Here is a 23,627-nt window from a genome sequence, read left to right on the forward strand (position 1 = left end):
GGGCCCCGTCCACTCGGAAACGGGGCCCCACGCGCGCGTGCCGTGAGCCGTGCTCAGCCGCCGACGGTCTCCAGCGCCGGGGCCGGCTCGCCCTCGGCGACCAGCCGCGCGGCGCGCCGCCGGCCGGGGATGACCAGGGCGGCGATCCCGGCGAGGGCCACCACGGCGGCACCGGTGACCAGGGCGGGCCGCAGTCCGTCCACGAAGCTCTGGGCGCTCTCGTAGCCGCCCTGGGCGGCGAAGATGGACGACATGACCGCGACGCCGAGTGCACCGCCGACCTCGCGCAGCGCATTGTTGGCGCCGGAGGCGATGCCCTGTTCCTGCGGGCGTACGGCGGACATCACCAGGTTGGCGGCCGGGGCGAAGTACAGGGCCATGCCGATGCCGCTGACGATCAGACCGGGCAGCTGGGCTCCGTAGGAGGCGTGCGCGGTGACGACGGAGGCGAGGTAGCCGAGTCCGGCGGCCTGCAGGAAGAGCCCGGCGGCGACGACGGGGCGGCCGCCTATCCGGTCGGAGAGGATTCCGGCGATCGGCGCGACGAGCATCGGCATGCCGGTCCAGGGCAGCATCCTGAGGCCGGCCTCGGTGGGCGAGTAGCCGAGCACGCCCTGCATGTACTGGCTGAGCAGGAAGATCGACCCGAACATCCCGAGGAACATCAGCAGGCTGGCCGCGTTGATCCCGGAGAACGCGCGGGAGCGGAAGAGCCGCATCGGCAGCATGGGGTTCTTGGCGCGGCTGCCGTGGATGACGAAGCCGACGAGGAGGGCGGCGCCCGCGAAGAGGCCGGTGAGCACGAGCGGGCTGGACCAGCCGTCGGCGGGGCCGCGTACCAGGCCGTAGACGATCCCGAAGAGGCCGCCGCTGGCGAGCAGGGTGCCGGGGACGTCGAGCGGGGCGCCGGTGCCGTGCGACTCGGCGAGGCGGAGGCGGGCGAGCGGCAGCAGGGCGAGGCCGAGCGGCACGTTTAGCCAGAAGATCCAGTGCCAGGACACGTGTTCGGTGAGGCTGCCGCCGATGAGCGGTCCGGAGGCGACCGCGAGCCCGTTGACGGCACCCCAGATGCCGTACGCCATCCCGCGCTTGGCCTCGGGCACGGCGGCCGTCAGCAGGGTGAGCGTGAGCGGCATCATGATGGCCGCGCCGACGCCCTGCACCGCGCGGGCGGCGATCAGGGAGTCGATGCCGGGTGCCATGGCCGCGGCGGCGGAGGCGCCGGTGAAGACGGCGAGTCCGGCGAGGAAGAGCCGTCGTCGGCCGAAGCGGTCGCCGAGGGCGGCGCCGAACATCAGCAGGACGGCGAAGGTGAGCGTGTAGGCGCTCACGGTCCATTCGAGGTCGTCCAGGGCTCCGCCGAGGTCCTTGCGGATGGAGGGCAGGGCCGTGGTGACGACGAGGTTGTCGAGGGCCGCCATGAATCCGGCGACGCTGGTGATGACGAGGGCCCAGCCGGCGCCCCCGCGACGTGCGGTCTCTTGTGACATCGCTCCCCCAGAGCGTGCTCTGCATGGATTAGTTATTGATCACTAATTTTCTGGCCCGCGAAAAGGCCCGGACCGGGAACGGCGGACCGCCCCCTCATCCGTCGCCGCAGTTCTCCAGCCGTCCCGTGGTCCCGGCGTCCGGGTACATCCCCTGCCAGACCCGGTGCCCGGGCGGAAACCCCATGGCCGCGTAGGTGTTGATGAGCATCCCCTTGGCCAGGAAGGCCGTGGTGCGGTCGACGTCCGCCCCCAGGAGCAGATGGACGGTGTCCCACAGCCGCCCCCAGCCCGCCCGCACGAGCTCGCCGAACTCGTGGTCACCCTCCGCCTCCGCGGCCGCGACGGTGATGTACGTCTGCATCTGCATCTGGAGCCGCTCCGGCCGCTCCTGGATGACCTGCACATACGCGTCACCCATGGCATGCAGGGCCTCTTCACCCCGCAGCCCCTCGGCCGCCTTCTCGAAGAGCTCACGCATCTCGTCGATGCAGCGCTGCGAGGCGGCGGCGAAGATCGCCTTCTTGCCCGGGAAGAGCCGGAAGAGATACGGCTGCGACACCCCGACCCGCTTGGCGATCGCCTCGGTGGAGGTGCCGTAGTAGCCCCTCTGCGAGAACTCCGCGATCGCCGCGCGGACGACGCTCTCGCGCCGCTCCTCTGCGCTCATCCTGACCATGCGAGAAAGTTAGTGCTCAATCACTAACCACGTCAAGGGGGTCCGGGCCGCTGGGTCACGGGCCCCACACGTAAGGGGCGCCCCACGAGGGAGAGCGCCCCTTACCGAGTCGCCGGGCTCAGCCCAGCCGCACGACCGCCCGTGACATGCCCAGCACCTTCTGCCCGGCGCTCATCGCCGTCAGGTCGACGCGCACGGTGTTGTCGTCGAGCTTGGCCGCGACCTTGCCACTGACCTCGATCAGGGCACCCTGGTCGTCGTTCGGGACGACGACGGGCTTGGTGAAGCGGACGCCGTAGTCGACGACCGCGCCCGGGTCGCCGGCCCAGTCGGTGACCACACGGATCGCCTCGGCCATGGTGAACATGCCGTGCGCGATGACGTCCGGCAGGCCGACCTCCTTGGCGAACTTCTCGTTCCAGTGGATCGGGTTGAAGTCTCCGGAGGCGCCCGCGTACCGCACCAGCGTGGCGCGGGTCACGGGGAAGGTCTGCGCCGGCAGTTCGGTGCCGACCTCGACGTCCTCGTAAGCGATCTTCGCCGTCATCAGTTCCTCACGCCCCCTCTTCCGCGTCCGCCGCGCGGGCCACCAGCTTGGTCAGGGCGCTCACCACGAGCTCGCCCGACTCGTCGTGGACGTCACCGCGGATGTCGATGATGTCGTTGCCCGCCAGGGACTTGATGGCCTCGATGGTCGAGGTCACGGCCAGCCGGTCACCGGCGCGCACCGGACGCCGGTAGGCGAACTTCTGGTCGCCGTGCACCACCCGGCTGTAGTCCAGGCCGAGCTGCGGGTCCTCTACGACCTGGCCGGCCGCGCGGAAGGTGATCGAGAAGACAAAGGTCGGCGGGGCGATCACATCGGAATGGCCGAGTGCTTTGGCGGCCTCCGGGTCCGTGTACACGGGGTTGGTGTCGCCCACCGCCTCGGCGAACTCACGGATCTTCTCCCGGCCCACCTCGTAGGGCTCGGTGGGTGGGTAGGTCCGTCCCACGAAGGACTGGTCGAGCGCCATTGGCCCGGCACCTCCTGATGTCTGCTGTGATGCCCCACAAACTAGCGGGAAAGCCGTCCCCCGAAACGCCGTGAGGCCGCCCCCGGGTGGGGACGGCCTCACGAACGAGCCTGTTGTTATCGCGTCTCGCGGTGCGCAGTGTGCGCATTGCAACGCGGGCAGTGCTTCTTCATCTCAAGACGGTCCGGGTTGTTACGCCGGTTCTTCTTGGTGATGTAGTTCCGCTCCTTGCACTCCACGCAGGCCAGCGTGATCTTCGGGCGGACGTCGGTGGCAGCCACGTGAGTGCTCCTTGACGAACGGGTGGGATGGTTTAACGCATAAAAGAGTAGCCGATCGAAGGACCGACCCCACAATCGGCTACTGTCAGTAGCGGTGACCGGACTTGAACCGGTGACACAGCGATTATGAGCCGCTTGCTCTACCGACTGAGCTACACCGCTTTGATGAGATCGGCCCCGCCTTGCGACGGGGACCTCTCACACCAGAGCCCCAATACGGAATCGAACCGTAGACCTTCTCCTTACCATGGAGACGCTCTGCCGACTGAGCTATTGGGGCGAGCGATGAAGACATTACACGCTCGGCCGCCGTTCACCCAAATCCGTTTCCCGCCGCCCTCCACGGCCCCTCCGCGGCCCCTTCCGCCCGGCTCACGGCAGCCTCGTGGCCCCCTTCCGGCACTCCCCACGCGCGCGTGCCGAACCGTTCCCCGCAGGTCCGACGGCTCCGGTACGACTATTGCGCTCCTCCCCGCCCCACGCGGCTCGCCACCCTAGGCTCGACTCACTCTGCGTGATCTTGAGTCCCATGCCTGGACCGACCCTCATGGAGCGCGATGCCCGACAGCCAGCCGCAGCCGCCCTCGTCGTCGTCCAACCCGCAGGGTTCCTCGGGCCAGTCCGACCCGGCCGCGCTCCTGCTGTGCGGGGCGCGGCTCACCGACGGCCGGACCGTGGACGTACGGCTGGGCTGCGGACGCATCGAGGCGGTGGGTACGGCCGGCAGCCTGGCGCCCGGCCCGGCCTGCACGGGTGGCACGCGCGTGGACCTGACCGGCTACCTCCTCCTCCCGGCCCCGGCAGAACCGCACGCCCACGGCGACACCGCGCTCTCCGCCGAACACGACGGCCCGGTCTCGTACGAACCCGAGGATGTCCAGCGCCGCGCCACCGAGGCGGCCCTGCTCCAGCTCGGGCACGGCGCGACGGCGGTACGCGCGCACGTGCGCGTGGGCGACGTCCAGGGGCTCGGCGCCCTTGCCGCCGTCCTCCAGGCGCGCCGCTCGCTGCGCGGACTGGCGGAGCTCACGGCGGTCGCGATGCCGCGCGTGCTGACCGGGATCGCCGGCGCCGAAGGGCTCGCGATACTGCGGGACGCCGCGAAGATGGGCGCGTCCGTGGTGGGCGGCTGCCCGGACCTGGACCCCGATCCCGCGGGCTACGCCGAGGCGGTCCTGGAGGTGGCCTCGGAACACGGCTGCCCGGTCGACCTGCACACGGACGCCACCGACCCGGCCCGGCTGGCCCGGCTCGCGGCGATGGCGGGCGGCATGCGCCCCGGCGTGGTCCTCGGTCCGTGCGCCGGGCTGGCACGCCTGCCCTCCGAGGTGGCCGCACGGGTCGCGGACCAGCTCGCCGCGGCCGGCATCACGGTGGTGTGCCTGCCGCAGGGCGGCTGCGGCTCCGTCGACCGCCGCGGCACGGCTCCGGTACGGCTGCTGCGCGCGGCCGGGGTGCGGATCGCGGCCGGCAGCGGCGCCCTGCGCGACCTGTCGAACCCCGTCGGCCGCGGCGACCCCCTGGAGGCGGCCTACCTCCTGGCCTCCCGTCACGGCCTGCGCCCCGAGGACGCCTACGACACCGTGAGCGCCGCCTCCCGCGCCGCCCTGGGCCTCCCCGAGGTCCGCGTCGAGGCCGGCTTCCCCGCCGAACTCCTCGCCGTACGCGGCGACCACCTGGCCGGCGCGCTCTCCCTCGCCTACAGCCGGATCGTGGTGCACCGGGGGCGCGTGGTGGCACGCACCAGCGCGGTCCGCGAGTACTGCAACTCGGCGGTGGCGGCGGAACTGGGGTTGCCGCGGCAGGGGCGAGGGGAGTTGTCCTGAGGGGCTCGGGAGCGCGTGGCGCGGAGCGAGGTGTTCCGGCAGGAAGCCCGACCGGGACGGACGCGCCCGGTGGGACACCACGCGCGCGTGGGGCGCATGAAGTCGTGCAGCGGATGCGGGGCTTCGGGCGTACGGTCTGAAACATGCGCATTGTCATCGCTGGTGGTCATGGTCAGATCGCGCTGCGGCTGGAGCGGCTGCTCTCCGCGCGCGGGGACGAGGTCGCGGGGATCATCCGGAAGGCCGAGCAGGGCGACGACCTGCGGGCGGCAGGTGCCGAACCGGTGCTGCTGGACCTGGAGTCGGCGTCGGTCGAGGAGGTCGCGGCGCGTCTGCAAGGGGCGGACGCGGCGGTGTTCGCGGCGGGCGCGGGCCCGGGTAGCGGTACGGCCCGCAAGGATACGGTGGACAGGGGTGCCGCGGTGCTGTTCGCGGACGCGGCCGTACGCGCGGGCGTACGCCGCTTCGTGGTCGTCTCCGGGATGGGCGCGGACCCGGCGCACCAGGGCGACGAGGTCTTCGACGCGTATCTGCGCGCCAAGGGTGCGGCCGACGCCTACGTGACCCGGCAGAGCGCCCTGGACTGGACGATCCTGCGCCCCGGTGCGCTGACGGACGCGCCGGGCACCGGTCTGGTGCGTCTGGAGGCACACACGGGCCGGGGTGCGGTCACGCGCGACGACGTGGCCGCCGTACTGGCCGAGTTGGTGGACACCTCGGCGACGGCCGGCCTGACCCTGGAGCTGATCGGCGGGTCGACACCTGTCTCGGTCGCCGTGAAGTCGGTGGCGGGGAACTGAGTTCTCGGAACAACGACCGAGTTCTCAGAACAACGGCAGCTGTCCCGGGAACTCGGGCACCACGTAACCGTCCAACGAGGGCTGTACGACCCCGATCCGGGCCTGCTGCCGCGAGCCGGGGCACGAGACCAGTTCCCCGGTCTCGCGCGCCCCGGGCGGGTCGTGGCGCGCGAAGCGGCCCGCCACGACGGCGATTTCGCGGCGGCACACCGGGCAGGTTCTGCGTCGGGATGACATGTGTTCAGTGTGCCCCGGAGCAGGGCTCGCGCCACGAACCACCGGCCCCGGCCGCACCACCGGCGAAGCACCTGCATGATCTTCATCACGCCTCCGTGCCCACACGCCCCGGGTACGCGTGACGGCGTGCGCACGGACACATGACGAAGGGCCCGTGACCTGCTCGATAGCAGGTCACGGGCCCTTCGTTCCCGTGTGGCGGCGCCAGGATTCGAACCTGGGAAGGCTGAGCCGGCAGATTTACAGCGGGCCGCTTCCGCTGTCAGTGACCTGCGGCTTTCCGTATGCCACTCGCCGCCGGGGGACACCTGGGGGACCAGAGCCCAGCTACGAGGTGATACCGAACCCGAAGCGGTCCACCCAATCGCTCTCGCGGCCACCAGGAAGGTCGGGCGCTGGAACGGGATGCAACAGCTCCTCCCCACAAGCGTGCGCCCAGAACTGGCCGTCCAGCTAGACGCTGGCGAGTCTTGGCGGAGTGCGCGACGGACTGCTGGCCGCAGGAGAAGCAGCTAGTCGGCAGCAAGCCAGGCCCGTACGCGACTCAACCAAGTGAACCGCCCAGGATGGCGGAGGCGATCAGTCCCAAGCCCTTGGCCATGCGCACCGGGACAGCGTTACCTATCTGACGCTCGATGGAACCGTAATGACCATGGAACTTATAGTTTGTGGGGAATGTCTGGAACATGGCCGCCTCGCGTAGCGTCAACCCGCGATTCTCCGTCGGGTGGATGAAAGTGCCGCAGGCTGGTGTCGTGCAACGCGTGGTCATCGTAGGAGCCGGTTCGTCCAGCTTGACCCTGCCGTAGGACGATCCCGCGTTCCGCGTAGTTAGTCGCTTATGGCAATCCAGTTGATGCTCTTCGGGTAGGTCGAAACGATTGCCGCCGACTGGTATGGCAGCGATACGGGCTTCCACAGCAGCCGAACTCTTCCGGTGGACATTCAGGGGATCACCGGGACGGCCATGGCGTGCGAGGTGTGCGAGCGCTTGACGGGCGGTCCGGGGAGCCGTCCGAAAGCTGCCTGGCAGCAGATCGACGAGGTCGCCGTCGAACGCAAAAGGGACATCGCCCCGAACCGCGAAGTAGATGAAACGCTTGCGCCGCTGTGGCACGCCGAACACGGCGGCATCCAACGTGCTAGCCCGGACTTGGTAGCCGGCCCCCGCCAACAGGTGACCGAGTTCAGTCAACCGGCGGTCGCGAGCGAGACCAGGGACGTTCTCAAGGAGCACGATCCGTGGCCGCAGCGCTTCAACGAAGCGGAACGTGTCCAGGACGAGATCGTTGCGCTGTTCGTCGACCTGCCCTTTCGCCAGGGAGGAGAACCCTTGGCATGGCGGGCAGGCTTTGAGTAGATCAAGTTCACCTGGAGAGAGAGCGGCACTCGCTAGGAGCGTCTGCGGCCGCACCGTGCGGATGTCGTCAGCAAACAGTCGCACCTTGGGATGGTTCATACGGTAGGTCTCGGCTGCCTCCGGGTCGTTCTCCACGGCGGCGAGCATGTGGAAGCCCGCGTCTCTCAGGCCTCGTGTCGCGCCCCCCGCCCCGGCGAACAGATCCACAGCTCTGTACGTGGGCATGGCGTGATCTTAGTCTGCCGACGGGTCAGCGCGTTAGGTCCATGTCGTTGTGACGGGCACTCAGTTGTGTTTAGCTAGAACGACCTTGACGCTACCTGGGGGGGTGCGTGGTCACATGACACATGTGAGCCCGGAAGAGCCAGATACTGACGGCCTTTTTTCGGCCATGCCTAGGCAAAGGTCGGGAGATCAACGGGTTGCCGACGGGCGCGCGCCCATGGTGGGCGATGCAACCGCCCCCTACCGGATGCGCATTAGTCGACTCACGGTGGATAAGCTCGGCATCAAGCTCTACGATCGCGTCTCCGCCGTACTAGCCGAAATCATTGCCAATGCTTACGACGCGGATGCCACGGAGGTCAAGGTCTCCTTGCCCTTCGGTACCTGGCTTGCCCCACTGCCCGGCAAACCGGTGGCCGAGCGGTACGAAATCAGAGTGGAAGACAACGGGCATGGGATGACAGCTGCCGAAGTCAACACTCATTATCTACTCGTCGGCTCCGATCGTCGTGGGCGTTTCGGAAAAGACACTTCCCGTCGCAGAGAACGGCGGGTTATGGGCAGGAAGGGAATTGGAAAGCTAGCTCCCTTCGGGATCTGCCGGACCGTGGAGGTAATCACAGCCGGCGGTGAACCAACTGACCGTGGATATCGAGTCTCTCACATCCTGTTGCACCTTGAAGACATGATGTTTGACTCTGAGGATGACTATCTTCCCGTTGTCGGTCCTCTCGACGGCACCTTCCGTGAACAACACGGCACCTGTATCCGCCTCAGAGATTTCAACCGCAAGCTGGTCCCTAAGGGCGATGAACTGCACCGACAACTCTGTGCTCGCTTCGGAATCCGGCGCGACGACTGGGACGTCGAGGTTGTCAACACGCGAGAGGGCGAAGCACTCCCCGGGCTTACACAGGAGTCATTCCGGCTGGGAGAACTGCAAATTGACCTTCAAGAGGACACGAAGGTCACATTCGATCGGACACCCATCGGCCCAGAGCATTTTGATCCACTGCCTGTGTCCGGATGGCTGGCCTTCGCAAAAGATGCGTACAAGGACGAGGTTATGGCCGGTGTCCGCATTTACGCCCGCGGGAAGATCGTCGCAACCACTCGCGACTTTGGCCGGACTTCTGGTTTCACCGGAGAGTGGAGCGTTCGCTCCTACTTAACGGGTGAGATCCACGCCGAATGGCTGGACGAGGATGAGGATCTGGTTCGCTCCGACCGGCAGGACATCATCTGGAGCTCAGATCTCGGCCAAGTGCTGCAGACATGGGGCGCGCGACAGGTCAAGGAACTAGCCAAGCGGGGCAGGTCCTCAGTTCAGAGGCGTACGCGTGAAGTCTTCGAACAAGCAGCCAGCCTCGACGTCCGACTTCAAGCAGAGTCTCCCGGAGATCCGCAGTATCGGAATTCGGTGAAAGAGGCATTCAACATCCTGGTAGCTGACAGCGATCGGGAAGCAGCTTCAGATCCTCAGCGAGTAGAGCGGTATGTACAGCTCGCCAAGAACATAGCACCACATCGGGAACTTCTGGATACCCTGCACAAGGTTTCCAAGGAGGTGGAAAATCCGCTTGACGTAGTCCTGGCACTTTTCCAGAAGGCCAGGATCGCAGAGTTCTACGCTCTTGGCCAGGTAGCGCAAGAACGGGTTGATGTCGTCACCAGGCTCCGACAGCTAATAACAGATGGCAACACACTGGAGCGTCCGCTTCAAGACCTTATCGAGAGAGCGCCGTGGCTGCTGGCCCCGGAATGGACTCCACTCGGAATGAACGAGGCACTCGACCGTGTCCGAAACAGCTTCGAATCCTGGTACTTCAAAAGGTCTAGCCGCTTGATTGCCACAAGCAGCATCCGTGATCCCGACCGTCGACCGGATTTCGTACTCCTGAATGGCCCGCGAGGAACCATATGGGTAGTTGAGATCAAACGGGTTGACTATCACCTGACGGACGATGAGTTCACTAGGGCAGTCGACTACCTTGAAAGCCTTGAGGAGTTCCTAGACGACAACCCGGAGTTCGCTGCACAGTTCCCGATTCGCCGGCTTACCTTCATCGTGGACCATATCGATCGGCTGAGCCGCACGAATCGCAGACTCTTGAAAGAGAGCGTTAACGTCGAGCGGCGCAGCTGGTACGACCTATTGGAGCAGACCGACCAGGCGCATCGGGATTTCCTGCGAAAGGTGGAGAAGCTGCGGAGAGAGCCGGGCGGGACCGACAACATCGGGAACTGAGACTTCAGTTAAAGCCCCGGCGCAACCGTCTCACCGCGCGGCCCGCGGCAGCCCGGGCGACTCTGGACGGATGCGTCCAGACACCTGGTTTGGCTGGGCGGAACGCCTATGAGGGCACGGCCTCGGCCGTGCCCTCATAGGCGTTGCATTACCCCAACCTGTCGGCTGGCGTCGACCGCGCGGAAAGCGTGGGCGCGCAAGGGGCCCGTCCCACCAGCTGCCCGTCAGTCGTTTACGGTCTGGCCGCCTTGAGTAGGCACCTGGATGCGCCCGCTGTCGCCGCCGTGCCCGTTACCGATACCCACAGGCAAAAGCTCCTGAGGCAGGGCCAGTTCACCCGCAGGGCGCTGGGCCAGCCATCCCGAGAGCCTATGTGCAGGCGCTTCGGTACGGACGTGCTTGAAGCCCAACCGCTCGTAGTAGGCGTGCAGACCCGTATTCGTGCGCCAAGTGTCGATGCGCACCCAGGAACGCCCTTCGAGCGCTGCCAGCCGGGACATCCAGTCAATGATGCGCGTGCCAAGGTGCCGACCAGACGCTTCCCGGGAAACGATCAGCTTGTACAGATAGAGCGCTGATTCGGGGTGATCCGCGTCCGTCCAGAAGTCCCGGTCAACGGGGCCGCGACTGACCGTCGCGAGCACCCGTTCACCCTCGTCGACCACGACCCACGCGCGCCCCTCGTCTATGCTGGCGCGCCATTTGCCGATGGCCCGTTCGCCCGTTTCCGGGTCGCTCCACTGATCCGTGCCTTTGGTGCGCAACCATCCCTCAGCCTCTGTTCGCAGAGTCAAGAGGGCGGGTACGTCCTTCGCCGCTGCGGGGCGGAGGTACTCAGTCCGTGCCGACTTCATAGAGGATCTTGTGCCTGTCTCCGGGGAGGATTGTGACCATGCAGCGGAGGGGCCGGCCGTCCGCGTTGTAGCCCGTTCGGGTGTGCTCTGCGATCGGTGTTGCCGCAGGTAGAGCAAGTAGTTCGGCCTCCTGGCGAGTCGGCATGCGCACTGAGATCTCGTCCACGTACTTGTCTTGGATGAGCCCAATGGAAGCCAAGATGCCACCAGGTGCGGAGACGTCTCGGGGCTCCATCAGGGGTGTACCGCTGACGAGTTCCTGAGGGAAGTACGAGTCAGCAAGGGCGTAGGGCCGGTTGTCTATGAACCGGACACGCTTGCGTGCCACGGCCAGCCCGTTTGCTGGCAGCTCAAGGCGCTCACGGACGTGAGCCGGCGGCTCCACAATCGACACAGTGATGTCTTGCCGGGGAGCGTTCCCGTTCTCCGAAATGGCGCTCGCCCACTGGTCTCCAGCGGTTCGTCCTTCAACTGCGTTGGCGTGACGACTCCGGCTCTCCAGCGTCGTCCAGTTCCACACGACAGGCGGGTAGTCCTCGCGGACGTACTTCCCCTGCCCCTGGCCCGTGACGACCAGCCCTTCCTCAACGAGTTGGCGGACGCCGGCGCGAACGGTCTCACGGCTGTAGCCGTACTGACTCATCATCTGCGTTTCGCTCGGAAGCGCATCACCCCCCGCCAACGCCCCCGATTGAATCTGTTCCCGCAGGTCATAGGCGATTTCTTGGGCCTTGGTCATACCGCGTCGCACCGGCAACGGATCTCCTCCACTCCGACTCCTCCGTACAAGTTAGACCAGGGGGCTTGACTCTCCAAGCTCAACTCGTGCAATCTCTTGCGCAGGCACTACTCCAGACAAGCTAGACAGGGTGTCACGTACGGCTTTGCCGTACAGGTATGGCCCGGAGGAAAACCCCTGGTCACGGGGGTGAGTACGAAGGCAGCGCTCGTTCCTTGAGAACTGAATAGGTGGGCCCCGTCTCCCCGAGTCGAAAAGACGGACGCACGGCCAGAGCCGTGCCTAACAGCCCCGGTGACCAGCCGTGAAGGGCGCCGGATCGAATCCGGCCCGGGGCACGCACCGCCATCTGTTCGCAGACCTGAGAGGAACCCGACATGCCCAGGATCACCGACCGCATGCGGCGCCAGGCCGACGACAACCGGCAAGCCGCCGTGTGGGCCCGCGACCACGGCAACGAGGAGCGGGCCAAGCAGTTGGAGAACCGCGCCGACGAACTCGAATCCGGCCGCGTCACCGACGTCACCGACCAGCTCAGCGCGCTCACCCGCTGGGCCTTCCGCCGCTGACCACTGCACCGCCTCAACCCAAACGGCGCGCGGCTCCCGGGGTGCCACCCGGGAGCCGCTGACGGGCCGTTCACTTCGAAGGAGACACGACCCTATGAGCACCATCGTGACTGTTCAGGACGCTGTTACCGCGTTCGCCGAATGGATCGAACCGACGGACGCGGAACTGGACGCGATCGAGAACGAGATGGCCGTCATCCTGGCGGACGTCGACCTGTTGGACGCGCAGATCATCACGTTGGACCGCACCCCGACCGAGCTGGACATCCGGCGCCTGCGCCGGGCCCGCCGCCGCGCGCTCGCCGCCCGCGTCGCCCTGCTCAACCGCACGGCCGGTGAGACCCTGCCCGGCGGTGCCGCATGAGGAACCTCAACGCCAAGCGCCTGTTGACCGTGCTGCCGGCGGTCGCGATGACGGCCGTGTCCATGGTGCTCACCCTGGCCGTGGTCATGATGTGGCTTGGGACGGCCGTGCCCTGGTACGTCGCCCTGGTCGTCGGGTTGGGCATCGACGGCGGATGGCTCGCCACCCTCGCCTACGAACGCCGGCTGGCCGCGCAGGGCGACCACAGCAACGCCGTGACCGCCGTCGGGTGGTCCTTCGGCGCGGTCGCCTCCGGTGTCCTGGTCACCCACGCCGTGACCGCAGAGGCGTCCATGGGGGCGTGGCTGGCCGTGGCGTGGCTGCCGATCGCCGCGAAGATGCTGTGGCTGGTCCACGGGCTGTGGGAGCGGACCGCGCTCACCCCGGCCGCGCTGGACACGATCCGGGGCATTCAGCAGGAAGCCCGCGATGACGCGGCCGTGGCCCGTGCCCGCCTGCGGGCTGAAGCGTCCACGGAGGAGACGCGGCTGACGGCCGTGACCGAGGCGGGCGCCCGCGTCGCACGCGTCCAGGCCAAGACCGCTGAGACCCTTGCCGGGGCGTGGTCGACGCTGGAGACGGCCCGTAAGGGCGAGAGCACTGGACGGGCCCTGACCAGCGTGACGAGCCGCGTCACACCCGACGTCACACCCTCGTGGGAACTCCCCGTATGGGGCCCCAGCGAGCCGGTGGCGGCGCTGGAGCCGGCCCCCGCGCTCAGTGACGCGGCGCTGGACACGCTGGTCGATGAGATCCGCCACAGCGAGCAACCGCCGTTGTCGTACCGGGAGATGGCCACCCGCTTCCGCACGGCCGGCCACTCCGCATCCGAGGTACGCCTTCGGGCCGCCTGGAAGCGCGTCATCTGATGGCGGCGCTGCCGGTCTACCGGTGGCACCTGGCACCGGACGGCTACGCCACCCGCCGCCAACTCCGGGCCCGCAGCCTGCGCCCCGGCGGTCAACAGGTGGCCGCGCAGCTCGAACGCCCCCGCCACCGGCGGCCCCCGCTCATCGCCTACCTGTACCGCGTCGACCTGGCCAAACCGGTCCGGCCCATGACGCCGGCGCGGCGGGCGGCGCTCGCCAAAGCCAATGCCGCCCGCCGCACCTGCCCCGCCTGCCGGCGCGATGCCGGATACGTCATCCCCCCGTCGCTCGGCACCTGCACGCCGTGCGCCTACCCCGACCCGTACCGGGCGGAAGGGACTGCCTGACATGGGCAACAACTCGGAGATCCGCCGAATCGACCGCGAGATCCGCAAGACCACCAGCAAGCTGGAAGCGGTCCGCCGGGGCGAGTGGTGGCCGCTCACCGGCCGCGAACGCCGGGACATGCTCCGCGCGATGGCCGGCGGCGCCCGCAGCATCCACAAGGGCCGCAGCACGGACGGCGCGGACGACCGGATGGACTCCATCGGCACCGCCGCCGAGACCCGGCTGAACGCGGAACTGAACGCCCTCTACTTCGAGCGGCGCCACCTGCTCACCGAGGCCAAGCGCGACAAGGCCGCGAAGAAGTCGTCGGGGTGGTGGTGAGCATGGACCGCCGTTGCCCCGCCGCTCACCCGGACGACCCCACGCCGTGTGTCGGTCCGGTCGTGGTGACCGTGCTGGACGCCTTCAACGCCGGCGCGAACGGGTGCGAGCACCACGGCGCCCGCCTGCTGGCCAGCGTGGACGGCGCCCGCGTCTACCCGCTGCCCGACGCGCCGGCCGGCAGCGCCATCCGCGTCTTCACCGCCGCCGACACCCTGCGCCCCTTCTGCTGGGTCGACGGCCCCCGCACCCGCCCGGACCAGCTCAGCCGTGCCGAGAACCGCGCGCGCTCCCGTGACCTTCCCTCTCTCGCCTCCCGCACTGGAGACCTGCCGTCATGACCGAGAACGTCATCAACCTGCACAAGCCCACCGACCCGCCCACCGGCGCCAACGCCCCGACCGTGCTCACGATCGTCCCCGACCCGGCACCCGCCCCGCGGTTGCCGCTGTGGGTGCGCTCCGGCCGGGCCATCAAGCGCGCGGCGACCGACGAGAACACGAAGACCGTGGTCCGGGCGGTCGCCCGGCACTCCCTGTACACGTTCAACGGGGGCCGGATCGTGGCCCGCCGCACCTGGGACGGGCGGACCGGGGCCCGCTACGAGCGCATGATCCGCGCCGCCGAAGCGGCCGGGAACATCGAGGTGGCGGAGGAGTGGGAGGAGCGTCTCCAGCGCTTCCGGCAGGCCCGCCACCATCGCCGCATGGACCTGCTCCACTCACCTGTGGAAGCGGCCAAGGGCGTCGCCGTCGGCACCGGTATGGGCGTCGGGGTGCTGGTGGCGCTCGGAGTCGTGATGGCCATCAACACGAAGCATCCGGCGGACGTCATCACACCGCTCGCCGCCACCATCGACTTCATCGCCACTCTGATCCGGATCATTCAGATCGTGTGGGGGCCCGCGCTCACGATCGCCCCGTTCCTCGCCCTGCTCGCCCTGTGGGCCGTCGGCAGCAAGCAGCAGGCCGCACCCCAATGGGCCCTGCCCGCCAAGGCCCGTTCCGGCGAGGGTGAGCCGATCACCCCGTCCATCGTGGTCAAGGCCCTGCGCGACCTCGGCGTCCCGGCCCTGCGCAACGCCATCAAGGAGATGGGCGACGCCGGCGCATCGATGCTCGGTCCGATCCGGATCGCCGGATGCGGTGTCGAGGTCGACGTCACGCTCCCGTCGGGGGTGGCGACGAACGAGGTACAGCAGCGCCGCCGCAAGCTGGCGGAGAACCTGACCCGGCATGAGCACGAGGTGTTCATCACGATCCCGCAGGCTGCCCGCACGGTCCGGCTGTGGGTCGCCGACTCCGGGGCGCTGGACGAGCCGATCGGGCCGTCTCCGCTGGTCACCGACGAGACGATGACCGCGAACTACAAGACCGGCAAGGCGCCGTGGGGTCAGGATCTGCGCGGCGATGCCGCACAGATCAGCCTGTTCCAGCGCCACCTTCTGATCACCGGTCTGTCCAACCAGGGCAAGACCGCCGCCATGCGCTCCCTCGCCCTGTGGTTGGCGCTGGATCGCTCCGTGCAGTTCTGGGCGGCCGACCTCAAGGGCGTCGGGGACTGGCGCTTCCTGGACGGCATCGCCGACGTCCTCATCCAGGGCCCCACGGACGACCACGTCATCCAGGCGACCGAGATGGCCGAGGCCGCCGTGGACGAGATGAACCGCCGTCTCCAGGCCCGCCAGAGCGACCCGCACGCCGTGTTCCCCCCGCTCATCGTCATCGTCGACGAGGCGCAGGTGGCGTTCATGTGCCCGGCCAAGGACGAGGAGAACCGGCCCTACGGCGGGTCCAAGGCCACCTCCCGGTACTTCATGGCCGTGCGGAAGATCCACAACCAGGGCCGGGCCGTGGACGTGCTGATGTGGCAGGGCACCCAGGACCCCACCAACGACAACCTTCCCAAGCTGGTCCGGGAAGGCGCCCACACCCGCGCCTCCCTCGCCCTGGGCACCGAGCAGCAGGCCCGCATGGCGCTCGGGGACAAGGCCGTCGACGGCGGCGCCGCCCCCAACCTGCTGCGCCCCGGCCTGGACAAGGGCACCCTCGTGGTCGCCTCGGACGGCATCAGCATCCCGGCCGGCCAGGCATCCATCACCGTGCGCACCCACTACATCGACGACGACGCGGCCGAAGCGCTCGCTGCGCGCGCCAAGGCCCTGCGCAACGGCATCACCACGCTGCACGCCGTCGAGCCGGACCGGGAGGAGCGCGACGCACTCGCGGACATCGCCTCGGTCGTCGGCACGGACGCGCGGGTGCTCACCCAGGACGTCCTCAAGCGGCTCGCTGTGCTGGACGCGGACACATACGGCAAGTGGTCCTTCATCGACCTCAAGCGTGTCCTGGACGGCACCGGCACGGAGCCGTACAAGTCCGACGGGCGCATGGTCATCGGCCGCGACCGACTCGCCCGCGCGCTCGCCGACCGCGACGAGACGGGTTCCGCTTCCGCCTCCCAGTGACAGGGAGCCGACCCGTGCCGGGTCAGGGAGGCAGGGAGAACTCCCTGACTCCCTCCCTGACCCGCCTCCCTCCCCCTGACCTGCATGAATGATCAGCCAGGGAGGCAGGGAGGCACCCCAGGTCAGACCCCTGAAACCCCCCTCTCAGCGCCCCCGGCAGGGGGTGTCTTCTCCTCCCTGAACCGTGACCGGAAGGGATTCCGCATGTTCCCCGAGACCACCCCTCAGCCGCTCGACTCCGGCGTCCGGATGAGTGACGACGTGGCCGCCGCCGAAGCGGCCCGGATCATCGCCGACGCCTACCGGCCCGCTCCCGAGACCCCCACCGCCTACCGCGACGACAGCCCGCTTCCCGCCTACGGCGACACGCCCCCGGTCATGCAGCCGGACCGGCGGATCGTGCCCGCGTGGGCCGCCGGGACCGCCGTTGCCGGCATCGGAGTCGGTGCCGCGTTCGTCGGCGTCGGGTGCGGTGTCTGGCTCGCCTGCCAGGGATTCGCCGCCGTCTCCCTCACCTCGGTCCTGTTCGTCACCCTCCCCATCGCCGCCGTGGCCGGCGTGTTCACCGCCATCGGAACCGCACTGCGCTCCCTCAAGGGCGTCCACACCGAGAACCACCACCACTACGCCGGACCGGTCCGGCAGGAGAACAACACCACCCACACGCGGGGCCTGATCGCCCGCACCCGCAACGAGCACCACGGCTGACAACGCCAAAGGCGGCCCCTCTCGCCAAAGACCGGGCCGCCCTTGTCCAGCATCACCAAGGAACTGGAGACATCCAGGATGACCCAACCCACCCTCATTCCGCGACTGCTCGCGCCGATCGGGCCCTTCCGAGTGTTGGACGGCTGCTGCTGCATCGGTGGCGCCACCGAGGGCCTGCGCCGCGGGTTCGGCCCGAACGTCCATATCACCGGTGTCGACAAAGAAGCCCAACCCGACTACTGCGGTGACGCCTTCCACCAGGGCGACGTGGTCGACTTCATCCGCGAACACGGCCACCGGTTCCACTACATCCACGTCTCCCCGCCCTGCCAGGGAGAGGGCGCCCCCACCAAGGGCACCAACCGGGCCCGCAACGCCGCGATCGGCCGCACCTACCCCCGACTCATCCGGCCGGTGCGGGCCGCACTGGAGGCGACGGGCCGGCCGTACTCGATCGAGAACGTGGCCGGCTCCGACGTCCGCAAGGACATCCGCCTGTGCGGGGAACAGTTCGGCCTCGGAGTGCTCATGCACCGCTACTTCGAACTCGGAGGCTGGACCACGGTGCAACCCGTCCACCCTCGCCACCGCGGGCGGGTGCGCGGCTGGCGCCACGGCACCTACCACGAGGGTCCCTACGTCGCCGCGTACGGCAAGGGCGGCGGCAAGGCCACCGTGGAGGAGATCCGGGAGGCCAAGGGCATCGGCTGGTCCACCGACCACTTCCGCCTGCGCGAGGCACTGCCCCCGGCGTACATGGAGTGGATCGGCCGCGCCTACCTCACCTCGCTCGCGCCGACCCTGGGAGTCGCGGCATGAGCGAGCACCTGCGCACCGCCCTGCGTCTGGCGGCCGACGGCCTGCCCGTGCTGCCCCTGCGCCGGGGAAAGCTGCCGTTCGGGAACTGCCCCGCCTGCGCCCGGAACGCGTGCGGGGGCCGGCCCCACATGAAGGCGGCGGGCGCCTGCGGGTGCCCTGCGCCGTGCCACGCGTGGGCGGCTGCAACCACCGACCCCGCCGTCATCGCCTCGCCCGCGTGGGCGCCGGCGTGGCGGCACGCGGCGGCCGTGGCCTACCACCCCGGCGGCGCCGGTCTCACCGTGGTCGACCTGGACGACCCCGCCGCCATCGCATGGGCCCGCGCCACGCTGCCCGCCACCCGCACCGTTGCGACGACGCGGGGAGAGCACTGGATCTACCTGGGCACCATGCCGTCCGCGAACGCAGTGCGGCCGGGCGTGGACATCAAGTCCCTTGCCGCGTACGCCCGTTGGCTCGGAAACGGCACGGGCGCCACGGCGCCTCTGCCGGACTCTGTGCGCGCTCTCGCAGTGAAGGAACCGCCTGCGCCCCGCAGGGCGGCACAGAGCCTCACAGCGCCTCTGAGGGGCCAGGGGGGCGTATGCCCGCACCGCACACCGACCTATCTGGACCGTGGGGTGTCCATGGCCGTGCAGCGGATCACCGAGGCCCGCAGCGCCGTCCACGCGACGGTGTACCGCACGTTCCTCGCGGTCCTGTCGACGCACGGCCGGTGCGGCTGCCTCACCGACGCCCATGTCGGCCGGCTGTTCACCGCCGCGCAGGCCAAGGGTGAATCCCCGCGGCACTGCACGGACGCGTGGGCCAACGCCCTGACCACGTTGGGACTGTGACCATGCCCGACGACGAGCAGACACCCGCCCGCAAGGTCATCACCGACTACGCGCAAGCGCACTTCCGGTACTTCCGCACCGTGGACGGGACCGTGTACGCGCAGCGCACCGGCCACCCCGTCGCACGCCCGATCCGCTCCCAGGGCACCACCGGCAGCCACCGCCAGGAACTCATGGTCGGCCTCTTCCGTGACGGGGTCGGCGTCTTCAACGGAACCGCCCTCAAGGAGGCGTTGGACTTGATCGAGGCACTCGCCCTCACCGAGCAGGTACAGCCCACCCATATCCGCGTGGCCCCCGGTTTCGACGGGGCCACCTGGTTCGACCTCGGTCGCGACGACGGGCAGTCCGTCCGCATCCACCCCACCGGCTGGGACATCCGCGTTCCCGACCCCGAAGAGGTGTGCTGGCGGCGCACCCAGCTCACCGGGGAACTCCCGCTGCCCGCCAAGGACACCAACGGCAAGGGCATCGACCTGCTGATGCGGCTGTGCAACTTCGCCGACGCCAAGACCGAGGCACTGGCCATCGCGTGGCTCATCGGCTGCCTGGAGCCGTCCGCACCCGTCCCCGCCCCGTTCCTCACCGGCCCGCAGGGCGCCGGCAAGTCGACCGGCGGGCGGATGCTCGTGCGGATCATCGAGGGCATGACCGGCGACCTGCGCAGGGCGCCCAAGGACGAAGAGAACATGATCACAGCGGTCGCGGCCGGATGGATCACCGCCCTGGACAACCTCTCCCACCTGCCCCCGGACCTGTCCGACCTCATGTGCTGCATCATCACCGGAGCCGAGAGCATCAAGCGCGCGCTGTTCACCGACGGCGACGTCGTCCGCTCCCGCTACCGCCGGCCCATGCTGCTGACCGGCATCGACGTCGGCGTCATCCGCCCCGACCTCGCCGAACGACTCCTCACCCTGCGCCTGGAACGCCCCCGCGTGCGGCGCACCGAAGCGGAACTGTGGGCGGAGTACGCCGAGATCCTGCCCGTCGTCCTCGGCTCCCTGCTGGACCTGACCGTCAAGGTCCGCGCAGTACAGGCCGAGACCCCGACCGACCTGCGCATGGCCGACTTCGCCCACCTGTGCGCCCAACTCGACACCGCCACCGGCTTCGGAACGCTGGAGGCATACCGGGCCAGCCTGGACGACCTCAACGACGACGTGATCGAGGGCGATCTACTGGCCCAGACGGTCCTCAAGCACGCCGCCGAACTCACCCCGGGCGAAGAGGTGCGGATGACGTCGGCCGAGTGGCTGCACACCCTGAGCGCCCTCTACAGCGGCGAGGAATGCCGCCCCCTGCCCAAGGGCTGGCCCACCACCGGCAAAGTCCTCTCCGACCGGCTCAGGCGCATCCAACCCACCCTGGCCGCGCGGGGCGTCCTCGTCGACTGGGGACGCACCAGTGCCGCCCGCTACATCGAACTCAGCCGCCAGGCCCCGCCCCCGCCGCCCGAGCAGCAGACCGCGTTCTGACCGCCGCCGCACAGGCGGACAAGCAAGAAGAGCACGCCGCGCCGGGGGTGCTCCTCTTGCTGTTCGGTGGCGGCGCCGCCCTGCACAGGTCGCGCCGCGAAGCGGCTCCTTCTTCAAGCCTGAGCGGACGCACTGACCACAGACACCCCCCATTCTTTTTCCTAAGTAGGGAAGATCTGCGTCACCGCGTCACCGAGGGCCTGACAGACGGCCGCTGACCTGCGGCGAAAGCGGGTGACGCAGACGGTGAATGCTGCGTCATCCCGCGTCATCAGCGTCACCCCGTGACGAGCGCTCGTGTCATCGGTGACGCAGGGCCCGCCGCACTGCGTCATCAGAACCCGCAGGTCAGAAGCCTGATTGACGCAGGTGACGCGATGACGCAGAAATCCCAGCTTCGGACAGCACAGACCACCCCGCCCCAAGACCAGACCACGCGAGGAGTAGCACTGTGGCCCGCCCCAAGATGCTCAAGCTCCCCGAAGTCCTCGAAGAGATCGACATGAGCCGCGCCGCCTTCTACCGCATGCGCGCCCGTGGCAAGGCCCCCAAGCTCATCAAGCTCCCCAACGGGCAGATCCGCTGCCGCCGCGACGACCTCGACGCGTGGTGGTCGTCCATGGAAGAAACCGCCGCCTGACCTCCGCCTACGCGCCCGAGACACGAGGGGCCCGCCTCACGCGGGCCCCTCTGGAGTTTGCATGTCACTGACCTATGACGTTCGCCTCTACTCCATCGAAATCCGCAAGGATCGCCCGAAGCCCTATCGCCTCCGTTGGCTGGTCGGAGAGCGCAAGCACTCCAAGAGCTACACGCTCAAAGTGCAGGCGGAAGGACGCCGTTCGGAACTCATGTCCGCCGTGCGGCGCGGCGACCAGTTCGACGAAGAGACGGGCCTACCCGTCTCCGAGCTGCGCGCGAAACTGGGCTCCGTCACCTGGTACGAGCACACGCGTACGTACATCGATCGCAAGTGGGCCTTGGCGCCGGCCAAGTCGCGCAAGAACTACGCCGACGCGCTCGCCACCATCACCCCCGCGCTCGTGAAGACGAAGGCCGGCAGGCCCGATCCGGCGCTTCTGCGACGCGCTCTCTACGGGTGGGCGTACAACCGGAACCGCTGGAACGAGACTGCACCGGACGACGTGGCCCGCGCCCTGGAGTGGATCGCCAAGCACTCCATGCCGGTTTCTGCGCTGGAAGACCCGGCCACCGTCCGACTGGCCTTGGACGCTCTCGCCCTGAGACTGGACGGGAAGGAGGCTTCGCCGCGCACCGCGAAGCGAAAGCGGGCGTGCCTGAGCGACGTTCTCGGACTGGCTGTCGAAGAGCAGTACTTCAGCATGCCGGTCAACCCGCTCTCGGCCGTGAAGTGGACGGCTCCGAAGTCAGTTGAGGCGGTGGACCCCGAGAGCGTCGCCAACCCTCGCCAGGTTCGCGCGCTACTGGCGGGAGTCCGTGAGCAGGGGGCGCGCGGGCGGCACTTGGAAGCGTTCTTCGGGTGCCTGTACTACGCGGCCATGCGTCCGGCTGAGGCTGCCGGACTGCGCGCGGATCAGTGCCACCTCCCGGAGACGGGATGGGGGATGCTCACCCTCCGGCAGGGCATCGTCCGGGCAGGGCGGAGCTGGACGAACGACGGGGCGGCACATGAGACGCGCCACCTGAAAGCGCGTGCCAAGAAGGACTCCCGTCCGGTGCCGATCCCGCCGCATTTCGTCCGCATGTTGAGGGAGCACATTGCCGCACACGGTACGGCGCCGGACGGCCGGCTGTTCCGGACAAGCCGCAACGGCCTACTTCAGGAGACCGGCTATGGGGAGGTGTGGGCAAAGGCTCGACAAAATGTCCTGAGTGAGGCGGAGACGTCCTCACTGCTCGCCCGCCGTCCCTACGACCTGCGGCATGCCGGTGTGTCGTTCTGGCTCAGTTCCGGCGTGGACGCCATGGAGTGCGCCCGGCGGGCCGGGCACAGCATCGCAGTCCTGCACAAGGTGTACGCCAAGGTGCTGGACCAGACCCGGGAGCGTGCCAACAGTCGGATCGATGCGGCACTTCGGGAGTGGAATGGGCCCGAGTGATCATGCTCACCCCCGGGGGACACCTGGGGGACACGCACTGATCGACAGTGGGATTTGGGCGGTACGGGGTGAGACACGTCCACGTCTCGTCCACGCCGAATCGAACGGGGCCGATCAATGAGAAACCCCCTCTGACCAGGCTAAGAACCTGTTCGGAGGGGGTTTTCCCCAGTGTGGCGGCGCCAGGATTCGAACCTGGGAAGGCTGAGCCGGCAGATTTACAGTCTGCTCCCTTTGGCCGCTCGGGCACACCGCCGGGGGTTTGCCACCAGACCGAACCGCTTTTCGGCGGTGCTCCCTGGCAACGACGTAAACAATACCCGATCCACAGGGGTGCTCCGCCACCCGATTGATCGCCGCCCGCGGGACGCGGGATGGCTAGGCTGGTGCGGATGCGGCCCGGTCCCCACACCGGGCTCGGCGGCCGCCGCCGCACGCCGGAACGCATCCCGTTACGCCCCCTGATACAAGGAGCCACAGGACATGGCCGACTCCAGTTTCGACATCGTCTCGAAGGTCGAGCGGCAGGAGGTCGACAACGCCCTCAACCAGGCCGCCAAGGAGGTCTCCCAGCGCTACGACTTCAAGGGCGTGGGCGCCTCGATCGCCTGGTCCGGCGAGAAGATCCTGATGCAGGCGAACTCCGAGGAACGGGTCAAGGCGATCCTCGACGTCTTCCAGTCGAAGCTGATCAAGCGTGGCATCTCGCTGAAGGCGCTGGACGCCGACGAGCCGCAGCTCTCCGGCAAGGAATACAAGATCTTCGCGTCGATCCAGGAGGGCATCTCCCAGGAGAACGCGAAGAAGGTCGCGAAGATCATCCGCGACGAGGGTCCCAAGGGCGTGAAGGCCCAGGTCCAGGGGGACGAACTGCGCGTCACCTCCAAGAGCCGCGACGACCTCCAGGCCGTGATCGCGCTCCTGAAGGGCCAGGACCTCGACTTCGCCCTCCAGTTCGTGAACTACCGGTAGGCAGCGTCGCCGGCGTACGGGAGGGCGGGCACCGCGCGGTGCC

General features: G+C 68.5%; 26 protein-coding genes and 4 tRNA genes. 17 read left to right on the forward strand and 13 right to left on the reverse strand.

Going from position 1 to position 23,627, the window contains the following annotated elements; all coding sequences use genetic code 11:
- Positions 1 to 53: 53 nt before the first annotated feature.
- From ACWGKQ_RS48590 to ACWGKQ_RS48620, 7 genes are all read right to left on the reverse strand, one after another.
- The gene (locus ACWGKQ_RS48590) at positions 54 to 1,490 is read right to left on the reverse strand and encodes a DHA2 family efflux MFS transporter permease subunit (RefSeq protein ID WP_453298533.1); all 1,437 of its coding nucleotides are present in this window, start codon (positions 1,488 to 1,490) and stop codon (positions 54 to 56) included.
- A 94-nt stretch (positions 1,491 to 1,584) separates the two neighbouring features.
- Positions 1,585 to 2,166 carry a TetR/AcrR family transcriptional regulator gene (locus tag ACWGKQ_RS48595; protein ID WP_453298534.1) on the reverse strand — a complete coding sequence of 194 codons (582 nt, stop codon included), beginning with the start codon at positions 2,164 to 2,166 and terminating at the stop codon, positions 1,585 to 1,587.
- A 118-nt stretch (positions 2,167 to 2,284) separates the two neighbouring features.
- On the reverse strand, positions 2,285 to 2,713 hold the full coding sequence (locus ACWGKQ_RS48600) for a MaoC family dehydratase (RefSeq protein ID WP_217549090.1): 429 nt from the start codon (positions 2,711 to 2,713) through the stop codon (positions 2,285 to 2,287).
- Positions 2,714 to 2,720: 7 nt separating this feature from the next.
- Positions 2,721 to 3,182, reverse strand: a complete 462-nt coding sequence (locus ACWGKQ_RS48605; RefSeq protein WP_453298535.1) for an FAS1-like dehydratase domain-containing protein — start codon at positions 3,180 to 3,182, stop codon at positions 2,721 to 2,723.
- Between the two features lie 116 nt (positions 3,183 to 3,298).
- A complete protein-coding gene (gene rpmG, locus ACWGKQ_RS48610) occupies positions 3,299 to 3,463 on the reverse strand; it encodes a 50S ribosomal protein L33 (RefSeq protein ID WP_003948671.1) in 165 nt (54 codons plus the stop codon).
- Positions 3,464 to 3,552: 89 nt separating this feature from the next.
- Positions 3,553 to 3,625: transfer RNA gene (locus ACWGKQ_RS48615), tRNA-Met, on the reverse strand.
- 45 nt (positions 3,626 to 3,670) lie between these two features.
- Positions 3,671 to 3,743 (reverse strand) — tRNA-Thr (locus ACWGKQ_RS48620).
- 277 nt (positions 3,744 to 4,020) lie between these two features.
- Here ACWGKQ_RS48620 and ACWGKQ_RS48625 point away from each other — a divergent pair.
- Positions 4,021 to 5,289: a hydrolase gene (locus ACWGKQ_RS48625; RefSeq protein ID WP_453298536.1), complete on the forward strand. Its 1,269-nt coding sequence runs from the start codon at positions 4,021 to 4,023 to the stop codon at positions 5,287 to 5,289.
- Between the two features lie 143 nt (positions 5,290 to 5,432).
- A complete protein-coding gene (locus ACWGKQ_RS48630; protein ID WP_453298537.1) occupies positions 5,433 to 6,089 on the forward strand; it encodes an SDR family oxidoreductase in 657 nt (218 codons plus the stop codon).
- A 24-nt stretch (positions 6,090 to 6,113) separates the two neighbouring features.
- On the opposite strand, the gene ACWGKQ_RS48635 is transcribed toward ACWGKQ_RS48630, so the two are convergent.
- The 3 genes from ACWGKQ_RS48635 to ACWGKQ_RS48645 all read right to left on the reverse strand — a co-directional run bounded on the left by ACWGKQ_RS48635 (position 6,114) and on the right by ACWGKQ_RS48645 (position 7,911).
- Positions 6,114 to 6,326 (reverse strand): hypothetical protein, encoded by a 213-nt coding sequence (locus ACWGKQ_RS48635; protein ID WP_453298538.1) that lies wholly within the window; start codon positions 6,324 to 6,326, stop codon positions 6,114 to 6,116.
- Positions 6,327 to 6,522: 196 nt separating this feature from the next.
- Positions 6,523 to 6,625 (reverse strand) — tRNA-OTHER (locus tag ACWGKQ_RS48640).
- A gap of 245 nt (positions 6,626 to 6,870) precedes the next feature.
- Complete coding sequence (locus ACWGKQ_RS48645; protein WP_453298539.1) at positions 6,871 to 7,911, reverse strand: DNA cytosine methyltransferase; 1,041 nt, start codon at positions 7,909 to 7,911, stop codon at positions 6,871 to 6,873.
- Between the two features lie 115 nt (positions 7,912 to 8,026).
- Here ACWGKQ_RS48645 and ACWGKQ_RS48650 point away from each other — a divergent pair, with 115 nt between their 5' ends.
- Entirely contained in the window at positions 8,027 to 10,159 is a 2,133-nt protein-coding gene (locus ACWGKQ_RS48650; protein WP_453298540.1) for an ATP-binding protein, read from the forward strand.
- Between the two features lie 224 nt (positions 10,160 to 10,383).
- Here ACWGKQ_RS48650 and ACWGKQ_RS48655 read toward each other — a convergent pair whose 3' ends face one another.
- Positions 10,384 to 10,923, reverse strand: a complete 540-nt coding sequence (locus tag ACWGKQ_RS48655) for a GNAT family N-acetyltransferase (RefSeq protein ID WP_453298541.1) — start codon at positions 10,921 to 10,923, stop codon at positions 10,384 to 10,386.
- Positions 10,924 to 10,993: 70 nt separating this feature from the next.
- On the reverse strand, positions 10,994 to 11,752 hold the full coding sequence (locus ACWGKQ_RS48660) for a GntR family transcriptional regulator (protein ID WP_453298542.1): 759 nt from the start codon (positions 11,750 to 11,752) through the stop codon (positions 10,994 to 10,996).
- A gap of 377 nt (positions 11,753 to 12,129) precedes the next feature.
- On the opposite strand from ACWGKQ_RS48660, the gene ACWGKQ_RS48665 reads away from it, so the two are divergent.
- The 13 genes from ACWGKQ_RS48665 (at position 12,130) to ACWGKQ_RS48725 (ending at position 22,612) form a co-directional block, all read left to right on the forward strand.
- Entirely contained in the window at positions 12,130 to 12,321 is a 192-nt protein-coding gene (locus ACWGKQ_RS48665) for a hypothetical protein (RefSeq protein WP_453298543.1), read from the forward strand.
- 94 nt (positions 12,322 to 12,415) lie between these two features.
- On the forward strand, positions 12,416 to 12,685 hold the full coding sequence (locus ACWGKQ_RS48670; protein WP_453298544.1) for a DUF6284 family protein: 270 nt from the start codon (positions 12,416 to 12,418) through the stop codon (positions 12,683 to 12,685).
- Entirely contained in the window at positions 12,682 to 13,554 is an 873-nt protein-coding gene (locus ACWGKQ_RS48675) for a protein spdB (protein WP_453298545.1), read from the forward strand. The genes ACWGKQ_RS48670 and ACWGKQ_RS48675 overlap by 4 nt, the downstream gene beginning before the upstream one ends.
- A complete protein-coding gene (locus ACWGKQ_RS48680) occupies positions 13,554 to 13,901 on the forward strand; it encodes an RRQRL motif-containing zinc-binding protein (protein ID WP_453298546.1) in 348 nt (115 codons plus the stop codon). Before ACWGKQ_RS48675 ends, ACWGKQ_RS48680 begins: the two co-directional genes overlap by 1 nt.
- 1 nt (position 13,902) lies before the next feature.
- Positions 13,903 to 14,223, forward strand: coding sequence for a hypothetical protein (locus ACWGKQ_RS48685; protein WP_453298547.1), 321 nt, complete (start codon positions 13,903 to 13,905; stop codon positions 14,221 to 14,223).
- A gap of 2 nt (positions 14,224 to 14,225) precedes the next feature.
- Positions 14,226 to 14,564, forward strand: a complete 339-nt coding sequence (locus ACWGKQ_RS48690; protein WP_453298548.1) for a hypothetical protein — start codon at positions 14,226 to 14,228, stop codon at positions 14,562 to 14,564.
- A complete protein-coding gene (locus ACWGKQ_RS48695) occupies positions 14,561 to 16,690 on the forward strand; it encodes an FtsK/SpoIIIE domain-containing protein (RefSeq protein ID WP_453298549.1) in 2,130 nt (709 codons plus the stop codon). The genes ACWGKQ_RS48690 and ACWGKQ_RS48695 overlap by 4 nt, the downstream gene beginning before the upstream one ends.
- A gap of 204 nt (positions 16,691 to 16,894) precedes the next feature.
- A complete protein-coding gene (locus ACWGKQ_RS48700) occupies positions 16,895 to 17,398 on the forward strand; it encodes a hypothetical protein (RefSeq protein WP_453298550.1) in 504 nt (167 codons plus the stop codon).
- 78 nt (positions 17,399 to 17,476) lie between these two features.
- Positions 17,477 to 18,217, forward strand: coding sequence for a DNA methylase (locus ACWGKQ_RS48705; RefSeq protein ID WP_453298551.1), 741 nt, complete (start codon positions 17,477 to 17,479; stop codon positions 18,215 to 18,217).
- Positions 18,214 to 19,053 carry a bifunctional DNA primase/polymerase gene (locus ACWGKQ_RS48710; RefSeq protein ID WP_453298552.1) on the forward strand — a complete coding sequence of 280 codons (840 nt, stop codon included), beginning with the start codon at positions 18,214 to 18,216 and terminating at the stop codon, positions 19,051 to 19,053. The genes ACWGKQ_RS48705 and ACWGKQ_RS48710 overlap by 4 nt, the downstream gene beginning before the upstream one ends.
- Positions 19,054 to 19,055: 2 nt before the next feature.
- The gene (locus ACWGKQ_RS48715; RefSeq protein WP_453298555.1) at positions 19,056 to 20,531 is read left to right on the forward strand and encodes an ATP-binding protein; all 1,476 of its coding nucleotides are present in this window, start codon (positions 19,056 to 19,058) and stop codon (positions 20,529 to 20,531) included.
- Positions 20,532 to 20,982: 451 nt separating this feature from the next.
- Positions 20,983 to 21,171, forward strand: a complete 189-nt coding sequence (locus tag ACWGKQ_RS48720) for a helix-turn-helix transcriptional regulator (protein WP_362640510.1) — start codon at positions 20,983 to 20,985, stop codon at positions 21,169 to 21,171.
- A 61-nt stretch (positions 21,172 to 21,232) separates the two neighbouring features.
- Positions 21,233 to 22,612 carry a tyrosine-type recombinase/integrase gene (locus ACWGKQ_RS48725; protein WP_453298553.1) on the forward strand — a complete coding sequence of 460 codons (1,380 nt, stop codon included), beginning with the start codon at positions 21,233 to 21,235 and terminating at the stop codon, positions 22,610 to 22,612.
- 174 nt (positions 22,613 to 22,786) lie between these two features.
- Here the strand turns inward: ACWGKQ_RS48725 and ACWGKQ_RS48730 are convergent.
- A tRNA-Tyr gene (locus ACWGKQ_RS48730) sits at positions 22,787 to 22,868 on the reverse strand.
- 227 nt (positions 22,869 to 23,095) lie between these two features.
- On the opposite strand from ACWGKQ_RS48730, the gene ACWGKQ_RS48735 reads away from it, so the two are divergent.
- Positions 23,096 to 23,584, forward strand: coding sequence for a YajQ family cyclic di-GMP-binding protein (locus tag ACWGKQ_RS48735; RefSeq protein ID WP_453298554.1), 489 nt, complete (start codon positions 23,096 to 23,098; stop codon positions 23,582 to 23,584).
- Positions 23,585 to 23,627: the final 43 nt, after the last annotated feature.

The sequence above is a fragment of the Streptomyces sp. NPDC054770 genome, from assembly GCF_053611985.1.